The 16,780-nt window shown below is 33.6% G+C and carries 15 protein-coding genes; 4 read left to right on the forward strand and 11 right to left on the reverse strand.

Annotation, left to right across the window (positions count from 1 at the left end; translation table 11 throughout):
• Positions 1-209: 209 nt before the first annotated feature.
• Both prfB and lnt read right to left on the reverse strand, forming a co-directional pair.
• Positions 210-1,323, reverse strand: a protein-coding gene (prfB, locus tag FLY87_RS08690; protein ID WP_338065295.1) for a peptide chain release factor 2 whose coding sequence is annotated in 2 segments (ribosomal slippage) — positions 210-1,247 and positions 1,249-1,323 — 1,113 coding nt in all. Because the reading frame shifts where the segments join, the coding sequence is not laid out codon by codon here.
• A complete protein-coding gene (lnt, locus tag FLY87_RS08695; RefSeq protein WP_141266958.1) occupies positions 1,302-2,891 on the reverse strand; it encodes an apolipoprotein N-acyltransferase in 1,590 nt (529 codons plus the stop codon). The genes prfB and lnt overlap by 22 nt, the downstream gene beginning before the upstream one ends.
• Before the next feature lie 32 nt (positions 2,892-2,923).
• On the opposite strand from lnt, the gene kdsB reads away from it, so the two are divergent.
• Positions 2,924-3,691: a 3-deoxy-manno-octulosonate cytidylyltransferase gene (gene kdsB, locus FLY87_RS08700; RefSeq protein ID WP_012545187.1), complete on the forward strand. Its 768-nt coding sequence runs from the start codon at positions 2,924-2,926 to the stop codon at positions 3,689-3,691.
• Positions 3,670-5,316, forward strand: coding sequence for a CTP synthase (locus tag FLY87_RS08705; RefSeq protein WP_012546318.1), 1,647 nt, complete (start codon positions 3,670-3,672; stop codon positions 5,314-5,316). The genes kdsB and FLY87_RS08705 overlap by 22 nt, the downstream gene beginning before the upstream one ends.
• Positions 5,317-5,422: 106 nt before the next feature.
• Here FLY87_RS08705 and dsrP read toward each other — a convergent pair whose 3' ends face one another.
• The 9 genes from dsrP to FLY87_RS08750 form a co-directional block, all read right to left on the reverse strand.
• Positions 5,423-6,613, reverse strand: a complete 1,191-nt coding sequence (gene dsrP, locus FLY87_RS08710; RefSeq protein WP_012545494.1) for a sulfate reduction electron transfer complex DsrMKJOP subunit DsrP — start codon at positions 6,611-6,613, stop codon at positions 5,423-5,425.
• Positions 6,614-6,626: 13 nt separating this feature from the next.
• A complete protein-coding gene (gene dsrO / locus FLY87_RS08715; RefSeq protein ID WP_012546852.1) occupies positions 6,627-7,397 on the reverse strand; it encodes a sulfate reduction electron transfer complex DsrMKJOP subunit DsrO in 771 nt (256 codons plus the stop codon).
• Positions 7,394-7,795 (reverse strand): sulfate reduction electron transfer complex DsrMKJOP subunit DsrJ, encoded by a 402-nt coding sequence (gene dsrJ / locus FLY87_RS08720; RefSeq protein WP_012546711.1) that lies wholly within the window; start codon positions 7,793-7,795, stop codon positions 7,394-7,396. Before dsrJ ends, dsrO begins: the two co-directional genes overlap by 4 nt.
• A 1-nt stretch (position 7,796) precedes the next feature.
• Positions 7,797-9,410: a sulfate reduction electron transfer complex DsrMKJOP subunit DsrK gene (dsrK, locus tag FLY87_RS08725; protein WP_012546048.1), complete on the reverse strand. Its 1,614-nt coding sequence runs from the start codon at positions 9,408-9,410 to the stop codon at positions 7,797-7,799.
• A 4-nt stretch (positions 9,411-9,414) separates the two neighbouring features.
• A complete protein-coding gene (gene dsrM / locus FLY87_RS08730; RefSeq protein ID WP_141266960.1) occupies positions 9,415-10,404 on the reverse strand; it encodes a sulfate reduction electron transfer complex DsrMKJOP subunit DsrM in 990 nt (329 codons plus the stop codon).
• Between the two features lie 25 nt (positions 10,405-10,429).
• Positions 10,430-10,948, reverse strand: coding sequence for an RsbRD N-terminal domain-containing protein (locus tag FLY87_RS08735; RefSeq protein ID WP_141266962.1), 519 nt, complete (start codon positions 10,946-10,948; stop codon positions 10,430-10,432).
• A gap of 81 nt (positions 10,949-11,029) precedes the next feature.
• The gene (locus FLY87_RS08740; RefSeq protein ID WP_012546467.1) at positions 11,030-11,365 is read right to left on the reverse strand and encodes a TusE/DsrC/DsvC family sulfur relay protein; all 336 of its coding nucleotides are present in this window, start codon (positions 11,363-11,365) and stop codon (positions 11,030-11,032) included.
• Positions 11,366-11,505: 140 nt separating this feature from the next.
• Complete coding sequence (locus tag FLY87_RS08745; protein WP_012546340.1) at positions 11,506-12,480, reverse strand: DVU0298 family protein; 975 nt, start codon at positions 12,478-12,480, stop codon at positions 11,506-11,508.
• Complete coding sequence (locus FLY87_RS08750) at positions 12,473-13,846, reverse strand: cobyrinate a,c-diamide synthase (RefSeq protein WP_012545628.1); 1,374 nt, start codon at positions 13,844-13,846, stop codon at positions 12,473-12,475. Before FLY87_RS08750 ends, FLY87_RS08745 begins: the two co-directional genes overlap by 8 nt.
• Positions 13,847-13,884: 38 nt before the next feature.
• On the opposite strand from FLY87_RS08750, the gene FLY87_RS08755 reads away from it, so the two are divergent.
• Together FLY87_RS08755 and glyS are read left to right on the forward strand one after the other, a co-directional pair.
• Positions 13,885-14,742: a glycine--tRNA ligase subunit alpha gene (locus tag FLY87_RS08755; RefSeq protein WP_012546794.1), complete on the forward strand. Its 858-nt coding sequence runs from the start codon at positions 13,885-13,887 to the stop codon at positions 14,740-14,742.
• Positions 14,735-16,774 (forward strand): glycine--tRNA ligase subunit beta, encoded by a 2,040-nt coding sequence (gene glyS, locus FLY87_RS08760; protein ID WP_141266964.1) that lies wholly within the window; start codon positions 14,735-14,737, stop codon positions 16,772-16,774. Before FLY87_RS08755 ends, glyS begins: the two co-directional genes overlap by 8 nt.
• Positions 16,775-16,780 lie beyond the last annotated feature (6 nt).

Genomic DNA, 16,780 nt, shown 5'->3' on the forward strand with positions numbered 1-16,780 from the left:
ATTAACAAACTGAGCAATAAATTGTTTAAAACTTCAAAGTTATTAACATTTTAATCATTTATAAAATAATTTCAATTCAAACTTGTTAAATCTGTGAACAAAATAACTTACTTTTTCAACACTCAAAACACTCATAAAAAAAGCATAAAAAACAGATTTAAACACAAAAAGCATCCCCTATAACTACTTCTATAACAAAAAATTAAAAATTAAGAAATTGAAGCAAACTTTTTAAGATACGTCTCAATAAAAATATCTATATTACCATCTAAAACATCTTCAACATTATAAACTTCAATATCAGTTCTATGGTCTTTTATTAACCTATAAGGATGAAGAATGTATGACCTTATCTGACTTCCCCATGCTATTTCCTTTTTATTACCTGTAATAGATTTAATCTTGTCTTCTTGTTCCTTTTGTAAAAGGGCATAAATTTTTGATCTCAAAATTTTCATTGCAATTTCTCTATTTCTATGTTGAGATCTTTCAGTCTGACAAGTAACAATAATACCTGTTGGAATATGAACAATTCTTACAGCAGATGAAACTTTATTTACATGTTGACCACCTGCTCCTGAAGCTCTAAAAGTATCAACTCTTATATCTTCATCTTTTATTTCAACTTGAATATTATCTTCTATTTCAGGCAAAACAGACACAGCAGCAAAAGAAGTATGTCTCCTTTTATTTGCATCAAAAGGTGAAACTCTTACAAGTCTATGAACACCGGATTCACATTTTAAATATCCATAGGCATATTGACCTTCAACTGTAAAAGTAACATCTTTAATACCTGCTTCTTCGCCTAATTGTAAATCAACGATTTCAACTTTAAAACCTTTTTTTTCAGCCCATCTTAAATACATACGCATGAGTATCTCAGCCCAATCCTGACTTTCTGTGCCACCTGCTCCTGGATGAATTGACACTATAGCATTATTTTTATCGTGCTCTCCTTTTAGTAAAAGCTTTATTTCAAGATGTTCAATTTGTGATTTTATATTTTCTACTTCCTCTTCTAAATCTTTTAAAAGTAAGTATCCATCTTCTTCTGTTTCTGCAATAACCAAAGCTTCCTCAATATATGAAAAACGATTAGTAATGTTTTCAACAGGTTCAACTATTTCTAAAAGTTTATTTTTTTCCTGCTGAATTTTTTTTATCTTTTCTAAATCATTCCAGACTTCCTCTTTCTGAAGTTCTTTATCCAGATCGTCTAATCTATTTTTAAGCTTCTCTATTTCAAAGACAACCTCTTAAAGAGAAAATTTTTTCTTTAATTTCTTTTAAATAAATTTTTAAATCCTCAGATGTAACCATTTTTTACCTCCAAATTTTATATTTCCAATTATAAATATTAACGAAAAAATTATACAGACATAAGCAAATATATCCCCATATCTTGTATAAAAACTTACTTTATCATTTTCATGAATATCCTCAACTAAATAAACTCTTTCAAATAGTTTTGTTTTGCTTATAATTCTTCCCTTACTATCTATAAAACCTGAAATCCCAGAATTAGCAGCTCTTATCAAAGGTTTTCTATTTTCAATGGCTCTAAACACAGCCATTGAAAAATGCTGATAAGGTCCTGATGTAGTTCCAAACCACCCATCATTTGTAATGTTTACAATAAAACTTCCACCTTTCTGATAAAATTTTCTTACCTGCCCAGGGAATATACTTTCATAACAGATTAAAGTTGCAAAATTTCCAAAGGGGGTGGTTGCTATATTGTAACCATTACCAGCTTGGTAATCTCCAATACCTACTGTTAATTTATCAATAAAAAATAAAATTTTTCTTAATGGAACATACTCACCAAAAGGTACTAAATGTATTTTATCATAATAATAAGCCATAATACCATTTGGATCAATTAAAACAGCACTGTTTGTGTATTTATCCTGCTGTCTTTCCATTATACTTCCAAAGAGTAAATATATATTCTGCTCTTTAACAAAGTTTACTAATTCCGAACTAAAATATTTATTTTTTTCAAAGATAAAAGGAACTGCTGTTTCGGGCCAGACAACTAATTGAGGATTGTAGGTTTTAGCTTGATGTGTAAGATTTTTATAAATATTTAAAATTTCATTTATTTTATTAAAATCCCACTTCTCATTTTGAGGTATGCTTCCTTGAATTACAGCAACTCTAAAGATTTTTCCATTAATTGGGTCATAAAGCCTTTTTATGCCATAACCTATAGTTAGAATAAAAACTAAAGAAACAAGAATTATGCTTATAACAGTAGGTATATATGATAAAAGAGGATATCTGATTTTATTTTTCTTAAAGATTAACAAATCAAAGATAAAACAGTTAAATAAAATAACAAGATAAGAAATACCATAAATTCCTGTAATATCAGCAAGTTGTGCAATTATTAAAAATTTATATTGGGTGTAACCTATAATTGCCCAAGGAAATCCTGTAAAAAGATAGTTTCTTAAAACCTCAAGACTAACCCATATAAAAGGAGCATAAAATGAGGTTGGAAGCATATTTTTAAATAAATTTTTATATATCAATGCAAAAAATGCAGGATATAATGCAAGATATAAAGCCAAAAGGGCAACAATAAAATAGCTTAAAATCAGAGGAACAGAGCCATAATAATAGAGGGAATGATATATCCAGTAAACATTTCCTAAAAAATATAGAAAACCAAAAATTAAACCACCTTTAAAAATAGTTTTGTAATCGGTGGTTTTATATAGGAAGAAAAAAAATGGTAAAAGACAAAACCATGCAAGAAAATAAAGGTCAAAAGGTGGAAAACTTAAGATTAAAGCAAAAGCTGATAATGCTACCAAAAAATATTTTTTTAGTCCATTAATCAGATAAGTTTTTGTTTCTTCTATAAAATCTGGCCAAAGCATTAGATATTTATGTTATCATAATTATTAATGTTATGGTTACTATATGTGTAATCCCTGCAAGATATGGTTCAACAAGATTCCCTGGAAAACCTCTTGCTTTCTTAAAAAATAAACCCATTATTCAGCATGTGTATGAGAGGGCTAAATCTTCTAAAATGATAGATGAAGTTTTTGTAGCTACTGATGACAGTAGAATTTTACACACTGTAGAATCCTTTGGCGGTAAAGCTATAATGACATCCTCTAAACATCCTTCAGGAACAGATAGAATTGCTGAAGCAGTTGATAAATTATTACAGGAAGGATATAATTTACAAGAAAGCTCAATTGTAATAAATCTTCAAGGAGACGAACCTCTCATTAAAAAAGAGATGATTGATCAATTAATAGATTTAATGAAAAATGAAAATGACTCAATAGGTACGCTTGCAAAGCGTATTGAAAAAGAAGATGATTTTTTCAATCCTAACATTGTTAAGGTAGTATTTGATAAAAATGGATATGCTCTTTATTTTTCACGTAGTCCTATTCCTTTTGACAGAGAAAAGTTCATAAAAGGTTTTTCTAAGAATAACTTTATGTATAAGCATATTGGAATTTATGGTTATAATGTAAGAATTCTTAAAAATTTTGTAGGACTCCCCATGTCAAGGCTTGAAGAAATAGAATCTCTTGAACAATTAAGAGCACTTGAAAATGGAATAAAAATTAAAGTTGGTTTAACCGAATATGATTCCTTTGGAATAGATACCCCAGAAGATTTGGAGGTAGCAGAAAAATGCCTAAATACATATTCATAACAGGAGGTGTTGTATCAGCCTTAGGAAAAGGGATAGCAGCAGCTGCCATAGGTGCACTTCTTGAAGCAAAGGGTTTTAAAGTAACAATACAGAAACTTGACCCATATATAAATGTTGACCCTGGAACATTAAGTCCCTTTGAACATGGTGAAGTCTATGTAACTGACGATGGATGTGAAACAGATTTGGATTTGGGGCATTATGAAAGATTTACCCATTTAACCACCTCTCACGTTAATAATTATACATCTGGGAAAATTTATTTTAATGTTATTTCCAAAGAAAGAAGAGGTGATTATCTTGGACATACTGTGCAGGTTATACCTCATGTTACTGATGAAATCAAAGAAGCAATTAAATCTGCCGCAGGAGATAATGAATATGATATTGTGATTGTTGAAGTTGGAGGCACAGTTGGAGATATTGAAGGACTTCCTTTTCTTGAAGGAATTAGGCAACTCAGATATGATGTGGGACGAGAAAATGTTCTTTATATTCATTTAACACTTGTACCATACATCAAGAGTGCGGGTGAACTTAAAACTAAACCAACTCAGCACAGTGTAAATAGTTTAAGAGCAATTGGAATCCAGCCTGATATTTTACTATGCAGGGCAGACAGACCTATTCCTTATGGACTTAAGAAAAAAATTGCCTTGCACTGCAATCTTGACTTTGATGCTGTAATCTCTGCTCACGATGTAGAGACAGTTTATGAAGTTCCCCTCAATTTCAAAAATGAAGGGCTTGACCTTCTTATTGAAAAGAAACTTTCTCTGCCGCATAGATTAGAGGATTTATCAGCATGGGAAGAAGTAGTAAACAAGATTAAAAATCCAAAAACTGAGGTTAATATTGCTGTGGTGGGTAAATATGTTGGTTTAAGGGATTCCTACAAGAGTCTTAATGAAGCTTTAATACATGGAGGAATAGCTAATAACTCTAAGGTTAACATATTATGGGTAAATTCAGAGGACATAGAAAAGGACGGAGCAAAAATATATCTCAGTGACGCTCATGGTATTTTGATTCCTGGAGGATTTGGAAGCCGTGGAATTGAAGGTAAAATTGAAGCAATAAGATATGCACGAGAAAATAAAATTCCCTTCTTTGGAATATGTCTTGGAATGCAGTGTGCAGTTATAGAGTTAAGTAGAAATCTTGCAAAACTTAATGCACATTCTACAGAATTTGATCCTGACACAGAACATCCTGTTATTTATCTTATGGAAAGATGGTTTAATCCAAGAACAGGCAGATATGAAATTAGAACAATAGAATCTCAAAAGGGTGGCACAATGAGATTGGGCGCATATCCGTGCATGCTTAAAGAAGGGACAAAAGCATATGAAGCTTACAAAACAAAAGAAATTTCAGAAAGACACAGACATAGATATGAATTTAACAATAAATACATTCCCATTCTTGAAGAAAAAGGCGTTGTTTTTAGCGGCACTTCTCCTGATGGACAACTTGTAGAGATAGTTGAATTAAAGGAACATCCGTGGTTTTTAGGATGTCAGTTTCATCCAGAATTTAAATCAAAGCCTTTTAAACCTCATCCTTTATTCAGAGAATTCATAAGAGCATCTTTAAAGGAAAAGCCTTCTCTTTTTAATTTTTAGTGAACCAATAAAAAGTGGCATCAAGAATAGAGAAAATTTACGAGAAGAATAAATAGAGAAGCGAGAATGTCTCCCGCTTCTCTATTAGTTATAACCAATAATTTTTTTAATCAACAATCTGTTTCTGCCCGTATTTGTCAAAAACTGACTTTTCTTTTACTGTAATAGCAATTTTGTAAAGAACAGTTATGACAAGTGCACCTACTGACCATACGCCAGCAGCAACAAGAAATTCATTTAAAGCAATCCATGCTTCTGTTACTCTGTCAAATGGATTTGGAATAAAACCGCTTACTACAAATGCAAATCCCTTATCCATCCATATTGAGAAAAATATGCAAACAGCAGCAATCAATTTGGTTACATTCCATTTTCTAAGAGGCGGAAATATGAAAATAATCAATCCAACAAATGCAAGTAGTGTTGATATAGCCATCCATGGAACAAGTTTTTCGTGTCCTTCAAGTCCGTAATATAGATATATCAATGATTTCATGTGATCAGGTATCTGACTGTAGAATGCTGTAAAGAATTCAAGCCCGATGAAGAACAGATGAATTATTAATGCATAGGTTGCTATCTCTGCAAGCTTGTTGATTGCCTGCTGCCCTGGGTCAAACTTGGAGACTTTTCTTATTATCATGCTAAGAATTATGAGCAATGAAGGTCCTGCTGCAAAGGCGGTGGCAAGAAAGTGAGCTGCCTGAAGGGCTGTCATCCAGTGAGGTCTTCCAGGTAAACCGGCATATAGAAAGGCTGTTACTGTATGGATTGAGGGCGCCCACAGAATTGCCCAATATATAAATGGTTTGATCCATTTTGGCGGTGGAGCGCTTTTTTTCTCAGCATGAAGAACTGTCCATCCACAGAGTAAATTTAAAGATAAATAAGTTATAAGAACCACCATATCCCAGAAGATAATTGAATGAGGTGTAGCATGAAGTAAGACATTCCATACACGAGAAGGCTGTCCCATGATAACAAAAACAGATAGCATGGCTATCAAAACACATCCAACAGCAAGAAACTCGCCAATTACAGCCAGTCTTCCGAAGGTTTTATAGTTATGAAAATAGTATGGGAGAACAACAAGTACAGCAGAAGCAGCAACACCAACAAAAAAGGTTAATTGTCCAACATGAAATCCCCATGTTACATCTCTGCTTAATCCTGTTGTAAAAGCTGCGCCGATGTGATGTTCTCTCATCCAGCATATAAATCCAATAAGTATCATTGTTATTAAAAAGGATACCCAAATCCAGTATCTTGGTTTGCCTTTTAACGCTAAATCAAGCATCTCTTACCTCCCGTTAAATTATGTAGAAAACCATTGGTTGTGTGCCAAGTTCAACTTTTCTGCGAATAACTATATTTTCAGAAAGAACTTTTCTGATTTCAGATTTAGTGTCAAATAAATCCCCGAATACTATTTTCCCCTCTGAAGCCTCTACGCAATATGGAAGAAGACCTTTATCTATTCTTTCATTACAGAATGTGCATTTTTCAACAACGCCGATTGTTCTTGTTGGATATTCAGGATTTAATTCTTTGATATAGTCTCTTGGTGGCAGAAAGTTATAGTTTCTTGCACCATAAGGACATCCAGCCATGCAAAATTTACAACCTATGCAACGATGCATATCTTGCATTGTAATACCATCAGCTCTTTTGAATGTTGCCTTAACAGGGCAAACTCTTACGCAGGGTGCGTTATCACAATGATTGCAAAGAAGTAGAAATTTTCTATGTTTGATCTCTTCTGATATATATTCTTCTGCTGTCCCAGCAAAGGAATGCTCATAATCATCAGTCCATATCCATTTTACTTCGTGAAGAGGATTGATAATTTCAGGAACATTGTGAGCTTTATGACAGGCTTTGATGACTTTTTCAAAGTCTTGTTCAGTTTTAAATTTCCTTGTATCAATCACCATTGCCCATCTCTTACCCTTCATTGCTTTAATATCTTGTAATACTTTCTGCCCTGACTCTTTTTCTAATGCATTAATAGTAAATGCACCACCCAAGCCGAGCAAAGAAGTGAAGGCTGTTATCTTTAGAAAATCTCTTCTACTTATCATTTTAACCCTCCCACCTTAGGCTCAATATGGCAATCCCAGCAATAGGGCTTAACACTCACATAGTTGTGGCATTCATCACAGAATTTTTCCTTGTTAGAATGGCATTTCATACAGGTATTCTGAAGGCTTATATTGTATTGTTTGCCGTCTGATGCTATATAAACTCTTTTACCTTCTCTTGTAGCATAATCTTTCCAGGAATAGAGAAGCTTGATGTGAGCTTCGCGCATATACTGTTTTGATTCAATACATTGTTTCTTTTCCATTTTTTGGATTTCAGGAGTATCAATACTTGGTTTAGGCTGCACATAAGTTTTTCCTATACTCATTGTAAAAGGCAGCGTTACGATTATTACAAAAACTACTAAGCCAAGAATTATTTTCCATCCATCATACATTTTACTCTTCCTCCTTTCCTGGTAGTGGCTCCATCCTTAAGTTCATTGTTCTTTCTTTTTCTCCCTTCATTATCATTGCATTGGCTACAAGTTCTGTAACTCCTGATACTCTAACTCCTGGTACCCAGTAATCCATAAGTGGTGGTAGCGTTGCTCTGTCAATTGCACATATATTTGCAAGCATGTTTACGCCGAATTTTTCATGAACATATCTTACTGCATTGGCTCTGGGGAAGCCTCCTCTCATTCTTAGTTCCATAATCTCACCGGCGTTTAATCCAGAACCACCCCCGCAGCAGAATGTTTGTTCTCTTATTGTTTCATCAGGCATTTCATAAAAGTGATTGCATACATTTTTAATAATATATCTTGGTTCTTCAAAAATTCCCATACCACGAGAGGGGTTACAGGAATCATGGAAGGTTACTATAAGGTTGTCATTTCTTGATTTGTCAAATTTTAAAACACCGTGTTTTATTAAATCTGCTGTAAATTCGCTTATGTGGACAATTTTATTTGATTTTGCATTTTCAAACTTTGTCCCTGTAATTGGAGACACGGGTTCTTCAAGAAAATCTACAGGACCATACCATGTATTATGATACTGATGCCATACTCTCCACATGTGTCCGCATTCTCCACCAAGTATCCATTTAACCTTCAGTCTTTTTGCCTCTTCATAGATCTTAGAATGGAGTCTTTTTGCCATCTCCATTGATGTAAAGAAACCGAAGTTTCCACCTTCTGAGGCAAAGGTGCTCCATGTGTAGTCAAGCCCGAGTTCATGGAAAAGCATCATGTAGCCCATGGCATTGTATATTCCTGGGTCTGCAAAAAGGTCTCCTGAAGGGGTTATAAAGAGAATTTCAGCACCTTTTTTATTTATTGGGGGCTCAATTTTGATACCAGTAATCTCTTCAATATCATTACACATAAATTCAAGAGTAGATTTCATTGTATGAGGCTCTATTCCAAGATGGTTACCTGTTCTGTAACAGTTGGCAACCGGTCCTGATATCCAGTCAGTATTTAACCCAAGAAGATTAAGCAACTCTCTTGCTATTATTGTTATCTCTGCTGTATCAATTCCGTAAGGACAGAAAAGAGAGCAACGCCTGCACTCTGTACACTGGTAGAAGTAATACCAGAGTTCCTTTAAAACATCAATATCAAGGTCTCTTGCTCCGCCATTTCTTCCAAATAACTTTCCGCCAGAGGTGAAATATTTTCTGTACACGGACCTTAAAAGTTCTGCTCTAAGAACAGGCATATTTTTTGGATCTCCGGTTCCTATGAAGAAGTGACATTTATCAGCACAGGCACCGCAACGAACACAGATATCCATGAATACATGGAAGGTTCTAAATCTCTCAAGCCTCTGTTTAATTCCCTCAATGACAATTTTCTTCCAGTCCTCTGGAAGTTTCCAGTCTTCATCAGTAACATGAAAATCTCTTGCATTGGGGAAGTTTACATACTCTAAATTTTTACCCTTTGCACCATAACAGTAAAAGCCAGGCTTAAATTCAACTGGCAAAGTATCCATCCACCATTTGGATGGCATCTTCTTTAAATTAACATTTGAAATTAATTCTTCTGGTCTTGGAAGTCCCATGGTCTCACTCCTTTTCTACTGGTATTCCAGCTTTTTTCATTTTTTCTCTAAATTCATCTTCATATTCTTCATAATGACGATGTTTAACCGGATAATCCCATGGATTCACATGTCTTTCCATTCGGTTATTATTTGCAAGATTTCTTGTCGGACTTAAGAACACTCCACCCATGTGCATAAGTTTACTAAATGGGAAATATGCAAAAAGGACGCTTACAAGGAAAAGATGAATGTAAAAGAGGCTTCCTATTCCTTCAGGAACTGATGGTTTGAGATATGCAAGTCCTAAGGTGAGTTCTTTTATTGCTGTAATATCAACTCTTGCAAAATATCTCATCAGCACCCCTGTAGCTATTATTCCAATAATTAGGAATAAAGGGAAATAATCTGATGGAAGAGAAATGTATTTAACTTGAGGATTGAAAATTCTTCTTCCAAGAAGATATAGAAGAGCAGCACCGATAATTATATCAGTCATATAGACCATTGGAAGACCTATCTGCCAGAAGGAATCTACAGAGTCAACAACAGATATACACCAGGGAGTCTGAGCTATGAAAAATCTCAGGTGCCTGACAAGTATAATAAGAAATGAATAGTGAAAGGCTAAAGCTCCAATCCATAGCCATTTGTTTGAACCAACATAGAGTTTTCCATTCATTATCTCAGCTTTAGTGTTTCTAAAAAGAGATCTGAAAAAGGCAATTTCAAAAAACATTCTTAAAGCCGCACCCCAGCCTGTAGCTGGATTATCAATTTTGCTATACTTAATCCATGGAAGAGAAAACTGCTGTCCCCCTGTTGTTGGTATCCTGAATGGAACAGGAGATTTACCCCACTTGACCATCCTGCGAATAAAGCCTATCAAGAAAACAATCAGGGCTACATAAGGGAAAACAACAGCGAATAGGCTTTTTAAGCCTAAAAGTTCTGTACCTATGTAGGCAAAAAGGATTAAACCTAAAACAATTATAAAAGCTAATCCTATACCCATCTCACCCTACCTCACTTTTTAATTTTTATTTGGTTTGTACTGTTTTGTCTGGAATCTCTGAAACAATGTTCCATTTTTTTAAAATCCACCATGTTCTGTCTATAAGTTCCTTTGATTTCAGGTCGTAGATTTTTTCTCTGTACTTCATGAATATGTCAAAAGCTATAAGTGAGAGAGAATCTATTCTTGAGAGAAAATCCAATATTTGAAAAGGTTCTATCTCCTTTTCAAGTTCATCCTGAAAGGCTTTTTTGATAAGAAATATAAATCCTACTGCCTGAGATGGAGTAAAATCTTGAACTGCTCTTATTTTAATTATTTCCTCTAAGGGAGAAAGAAAGCTTTCAATAGGTTCTTCATTGATTATTTTTTCTACTATCTGTTCAATTGATTGATAAAGATTGTATCCAATAGGATTAGTAAACTGTCTTGAACTGTCTTTTAAAAAACCCTGACTTTCCTCAGGATAAGTAGCTATGGTTAATTCAAAGGATTTGTTAACTATTGCCTTCCTTTTTTTTGAAAGGAGGTCTTTAATAGGCATCTCCTTCTCCTGTAATTAGTTTTGTTATCCCCCCTTTCGGTAGAAAAAAAGGGGCAGTTTCCTGCCCCTTTATAAAAGAAATTATACGCATCCTGTTGGTTTTGGAAGACCAGCGTATCTACAGGCTTGCTTTGCTGGTCCGTCTGGGAATAATCCATAGAGATATTTTGTATTACCCTTGTCAGGTCCAAACATCTTTGCCATTTCTTTAACAAGAATTTTAATCATTGGTGCAATTTGATATTTTTGATAATAGTCTCTTAAGAAGTTAATAACTTCCCAATGTTGTTCAGTTAATGTAAGCCCATCTTGCTGTGCCATATACTCTGCAAGCTCTGGTGTCCAATCATCAAGATTCTGAATGTAACCATCCTCATCAAGCTCAATTTGCTTTCCCTTAAATTCAATGTAAGGCATTTTCCAACCTCCTTTTAGTTTTTTTTGCAAATATTTTAACTTCTTTAGAAAAAGAACTTCAAGTTATATTTGCATTTTAAAAAGTAAAACAACTTTAAAGTATAATGAGTTTTAAAGTCAAATAAATTTAGTTTATAATTTTATAAAAATTTTTCAGCCTTAGAGGTTTTAAGTTTTATTATGTTGCCTCTGGTATAAACTGATAAAATTATATTTTTAATATCCTCAGGAATAGGAATATGACTTTTAATTTTGCTAATCAGAATTGCTGCAAGAGCCTTGATTTCATCATTTTCATGAATTAGAAGATTTTCTAATTCTTCTTTATTAATTTTTATATAATCACTGAGATTGATTTTATTGGAAAGTTTGATCATGCTTCTTAGAACGCTTTCAAGAAAGCTTCCTTCCTCTCTTTGTGACCACAGTATTGGTATTATATCACTGAAAAGTGAAGGCTCTGCATATATTATTTCGCCTATTAGCTCAGCAGCTCTCCATCCAATTCCACCTGATTCATCGGTCATTGACCATAGAAGCTTTCTAATAGTATTTCTGAGAGGTTCTATATCTTGAGCAGAAACATGTGCTTTTGCTACATGCCCCATTGCTTCTATTGCTTTCCATGAAAGGGGATTGTCTTTATCATAAGAAAGAGAAATTAGCCATCCAAATATATTTTTATTTTGTAAAGATGCTTTTTCAATTGTTTCAAAATCTAAGTTTTCAAGAAGGGATATAAAGTCCTTTTTATTGATATTAATTTTTTCATGAACAGCGGACTTTAATCCTCCAGTCAATGCTTTAATAAAAAAAAGTCTTCCATTAAAACGTGAAGTTTTCATATAAACATACTGATGAGTTCTCAAGTCATAGTCTCTTTCTCTTAATTCAAAATTTACTCCCAATTCAACATTATCAATTCCTTCAGGAGAGGCAAGAAGCATGGCATCAACCAGAGCATCTCCTTGATTATGACCTGTTGGTTCGCATACATAAATTGCACCACAGGCGCATTTCCCATATATTACGTCTCCTATTTCTGTAAAAGTTTCCTGAGGAGGATTTATTGCTCTTCCACAAAAAAGACAGGTGGGCAATTCTCTTTTAGGCATTTTTTGACTCCTTATAGATTTTAGCTCTTTTTAAGATACCTTTTACCCAATCATCACAGCCAAGAGCATGAATATGAACATAAGTGCCAAGTGTATTTTTATAACAGGCACCGTCCATTTTTTCTATGATTCCCTCGCCCCTCATCATAATAAAGCTCATGTGAGGCAAAGTATTATAGTCTATCACCTTTGAATAGTGAAACTCATGCCCTTTTAGCTCCACTCCTTCTTCATAAAAAGGATTATTACTATTTACCTTAGCTATGACATATCCATGTGCCTGAGGTTTTTTAAACATCTTTAGTCTAAATGGAAAGACCCCCACCATGGGGAATTCTCCTTCATCTGTAATTAGGCTTTTACATAAATACATTAATCCACCGCATTCAGCATATATGGGAAGTCCTTTTTCTGCTTTTTCTTTTATGTCTTTCATTAATGGAAGATTATTACAAAGAAATTTAACATTAGTCTCAGGAAAACCGCCTCCTATATATAAGGTATCAACTTCTGGAAGAGCTTTATCCTCAAGAGAATTAATGAAAACGAGCTTCATCCCATATTTTTTTAATTCTTCAAGATTTTCTTCATAGTAAAACTGAAATACTCTGTCTCTTATAACGCCGATTTTAATTCCAGCATCATTTATATTAAATTTATTACTTTTCTGAATATCAGATATATCCTGAGCATTTTTTGCTATCTGCCAGATTTTTTCTTTATCTAAATATTCAGAGACCCTGTTTATGAAATCTTCTGCTTCTTTTTGCATTTCATGTTCTTGATAGGGTAAAAGCCCCATATGTCTTTCAGGCATTTTTAAATCCTTAAATCTTGGTATTGATCCGACTACTTCAACAGAGCAGTATTTCTTTATTGATTCTTTTATTATTTTTTCATGTCTTGGATTGGCAACTTGATTTAATACGACACCTTTTATCTGAACCTCTTTATCAAATGTGATAAACCCATTAATCAATGCAGCTACTGAACGGGTTATTTTTGTGCAGTCAACTACTAAAATTACTGGACATTTTAAAAGCTTAGCAAGTTCAGCAGAACTTACAGAGCCTTCTGTATCAAGCCCATCAAAGAGTCCTCTGTTTCCTTCTATTACAGAGACATCTCCTTTTGCTCTTTCTGTGAATGATTCAAGAATTTTGTTAGGAGGTATCATGAATGTGTCAAGATTATAACAGGGATTTCCTGAAAAAAGACTTAACCAACCACTGTCAATATAGTCAGGTCCTTTTTTAAAAGTAAAAACCTTCAGCCCCTTTTTTCTGAGAATTGAAATAACTGCGAGTGTAACAGTTGTTTTTCCTGCTCCACCACGAACACCTGCTATAAGAACTCGGGGATACATTTGACAGAAGCCTCTATGCTAAAGTATCATGAAAATCTATGTATTTTCAAGAAATAATTTTCACACTTAATAAATACTGGGCTCAGAAAGGATGCGTGATACTGCAACCCTATGATATAGAAGTTGGTGCAGGGACATTTCACACTGCTACTTTTTTCAGAGTTTTAGGCCCAGAGAGCTGGAATACAGGTTATGTTCAACCATGCAGACGTCCAACAGATGGAAGATATGGAGAAAATCCGAACAGACTCGGGCAATATTATCAATATCAGGTTATTCTGAAGCCTTCTCCAGAGAACTCACAGGAAGTATATATTGAAAGCCTTAAAGCACTTGGAATAGACCCTTTAAAACATGACATAAGATTTGTTGAAGATGACTGGGAAAGCCCTACTCTTGGCGCTTGGGGGCTTGGCTGGGAAGTATGGCTTGATGGAATGGAGATAACTCAGTTTACTTATTTTCAGCAGGTTGGAGGTATTGATTTAAAACCTGTATCTGTTGAGATTACATACGGTCTTGAAAGAATTGCCATGTATCTTCAGGAAGTGGAAAATGTTTTTGATATAAAGTGGAATGAAAAATTTACTTATGGAGATATTCACAAACAGCCTGAAATAGAGTTTTCATACTTTAATTTTGATCACTCAGACCCAGTAATAATCAAAAAACATTTTGATGAATATGAAAGAGAATCAAATCGTCTAAGGGAGTTAGGACTGGTTTTCCCAGCTTATGAGTTTTGTCTTAAGTGTTCTCATCTTTTCAATCTCCTTGATGCTCGTGGGGTTTTGTCTGTGGCAGAGAGAACCAATTATATAGCTCGTGTAAGAACTCTTGCAAAAGCCTGTGCTGAATCTTATTTAATTAAAAGGTATGGAGTAATAAATGGGTAAAATTCTTTTTGAAATTGGAGCAGAAGAGATTCCTGCGAGATTTATTCCTTTAGCAATCAGTCAAATAGAGGAAAACTTTAAAAAAATTACTTCTGAATATAGAATTGAGTTGGAATCTATAAAAGTTTACGCAACTCCGAGAAGACTTACCCTTCTGGCAGAACTATCTTCAGAGCAGGCATCAGAGGAAAAATTAGTCTGGGGACCTCCTGTGCATGTTGCCTTTGATGAAAAAGGCTTGCCAAAGGAGTCTGCTTATGCTTTTGCAAAGGCTCAAGGTATTGAGGTTGACCAGCTTCAGATTAAACCTAAAGGAAAAGGAAACTATGTATGTGCAGTTTTATCTAAAAAAGGCAAAAAAACAGAAGAAGTTCTTCCCGAAATTCTAAGAAATCTTTTTTATTCTCTAAATTTTCCTAAAATGATGCGATGGGGAGAAGGAACATTAAGATTTATAAGACCTGTAAGATGGTTTTTAGCTTTATATGATGATAGGTTTATTTCTTTTGAGATAGAAGGTATAAAAACAGAAAACAAAACACAAGGACACAGATTTCTTTCCGAAAATCCATTGAATATTGATAGAGTTGACAATTATGAATTTATTCTTGAAAAAGCTTTTGTTATAGTTGACCCAGAAAAAAGAAAAAAAATTATACTCACTCAGGCTGAAGAGCTTGCTAAAAAAGTAAACGGAAAAATTTTATGGAATAATGAACTTATTGAAGAAGTAACTTATCTTGTTGAATTTCCAAATTCTGTTTTATGCAGTTTTTCCATGCAATATCTGAAACTTCCAGAAGAGTTACTTATTACAGTTATGAAGGACCATCAGAGATATTTTGCTATCATAGATAATGAAGGGAAACTTAAAAATTACTTTGTTGTTGTAAGCAATACAAAAGCAGAAAATGAGGAAAACATTAAAAAAGGAGCTGAGAGAGTTATAAAAGCCAGATTTGAGGATGCAAGATTTTACTATGAGGAAGACCTCAAAAAAGGCTTAGTAAATCTTCTTGAGGCAACTAAAGGGATAATTTATCATAAAAAGCTTGGAAGTCTTTATGATAAAAGTTTAAGGATTATAAGAATTGCTGAAAGACTTAGTGATAGATTAATTCCTGAAAAAACAGAGTTGGTAAAGATTGCTGCAAATTATTGTAAAGCTGATCTTGCAAGCGGTGTAGTTGGAGAGTTTCCTGAATTACAAGGCATAATGGGTGGATATTATGCTAAAAATGCAGGCATGCCAGATGAAGTTTTTTTGGCAATAAGAGAACATTATCTTCCAAAAGGATTTACTGATGAAATTCCATCTAATGATATAGGATGCATCATAAGCCTTGCTGATAAACTTGATCATATAGCAACTTTTTTTTATCTTGGTGAAATTCCATCAGGAACAGAAGACCCTTTTGGCTTAAGAAGGGCAGCAAATGGAATTATATCTATACTTTTAAAGAAAAAATATTCCTTGAGTTTATTAGAAACTGTAAGTATGATACAAGAATTTGTTGATGAAAAATTAAAGGAGCAGATTTCAATTTTTATTATTCAGAGATTTGAAAGCTATCTTGAGTCAACAGGATATGATGTTAATTTAATAAAAACAATAAGTGATTTCATTTTAATCAGACCAGTTTATGAGATTAAAAAAAGACTTGAAGCAGTATCGTTGTTCCGCAGTAAGGAAGATTTTGAAGAATTTTTCCTTGCTGTAAAAAGGGTTTCAAATATTATTAAAAATTATGAAAAGTTTGAATTGAACCCTGAGCTTTTTTCCTCTGAAGAAGAAAAAAAACTTTTTAATGAAATAGAAAAATACAAAGAAAATCTTTATGAATATTTAAATTCTCAGCAATTTTTTGAAGCATTAAACTATTTACACAAACTTACACCTACGATAAATAACTTTTTTGATAATGTGCTTGTTATGGATAAAGATGAAAAAATTAAAAGAAACAGGCTTGCATTATTACAGCATTTATCAGAATTATTAAAATCTGTTGCGGATATTTCAAGGCTATATTAAAATTTT

This window comes from Thermodesulfovibrio sp. Kuro-1 (assembly GCF_006538445.1).
GTDB lineage: Bacteria > Nitrospirota > Thermodesulfovibrionia > Thermodesulfovibrionales > Thermodesulfovibrionaceae > Thermodesulfovibrio > Thermodesulfovibrio yellowstonii.

Coding starts and splice junctions, on each gene's coding strand:
- lnt (WP_141266958.1), bottom strand. CDS start 2,891: ATGCTTTGGCCAGATTTTATAGAAGAAACAAAAACTTATCTGATTAAT.
- FLY87_RS08755 (WP_012546794.1), top strand. CDS start 13,885: ATGTATTTTCAAGAAATAATTTTCACACTTAATAAATACTGGGCTCAG.
- glyS (WP_141266964.1), top strand. CDS start 14,735: ATGGGTAAAATTCTTTTTGAAATTGGAGCAGAAGAGATTCCTGCGAGA.
- kdsB (WP_012545187.1), top strand. CDS start 2,924: ATGGTTACTATATGTGTAATCCCTGCAAGATATGGTTCAACAAGATTC.
- FLY87_RS08705 (WP_012546318.1), top strand. CDS start 3,670: ATGCCTAAATACATATTCATAACAGGAGGTGTTGTATCAGCCTTAGGA.
- dsrO (WP_012546852.1), bottom strand. CDS start 7,397: ATGATAAGTAGAAGAGATTTTCTAAAGATAACAGCCTTCACTTCTTTG.
- FLY87_RS08740 (WP_012546467.1), bottom strand. CDS start 11,365: ATGCCTTACATTGAATTTAAGGGAAAGCAAATTGAGCTTGATGAGGAT.
- dsrM (WP_141266960.1), bottom strand. CDS start 10,404: ATGGGTATAGGATTAGCTTTTATAATTGTTTTAGGTTTAATCCTTTTT.
- dsrP (WP_012545494.1), bottom strand. CDS start 6,613: ATGCTTGATTTAGCGTTAAAAGGCAAACCAAGATACTGGATTTGGGTA.
- dsrJ (WP_012546711.1), bottom strand. CDS start 7,795: ATGTATGATGGATGGAAAATAATTCTTGGCTTAGTAGTTTTTGTAATA.
- dsrK (WP_012546048.1), bottom strand. CDS start 9,410: ATGGGACTTCCAAGACCAGAAGAATTAATTTCAAATGTTAATTTAAAG.
- FLY87_RS08735 (WP_141266962.1), bottom strand. CDS start 10,948: ATGCCTATTAAAGACCTCCTTTCAAAAAAAAGGAAGGCAATAGTTAAC.
- FLY87_RS08745 (WP_012546340.1), bottom strand. CDS start 12,480: ATGCCTAAAAGAGAATTGCCCACCTGTCTTTTTTGTGGAAGAGCAATA.
- FLY87_RS08750 (WP_012545628.1), bottom strand. CDS start 13,846: ATGTATCCCCGAGTTCTTATAGCAGGTGTTCGTGGTGGAGCAGGAAAA.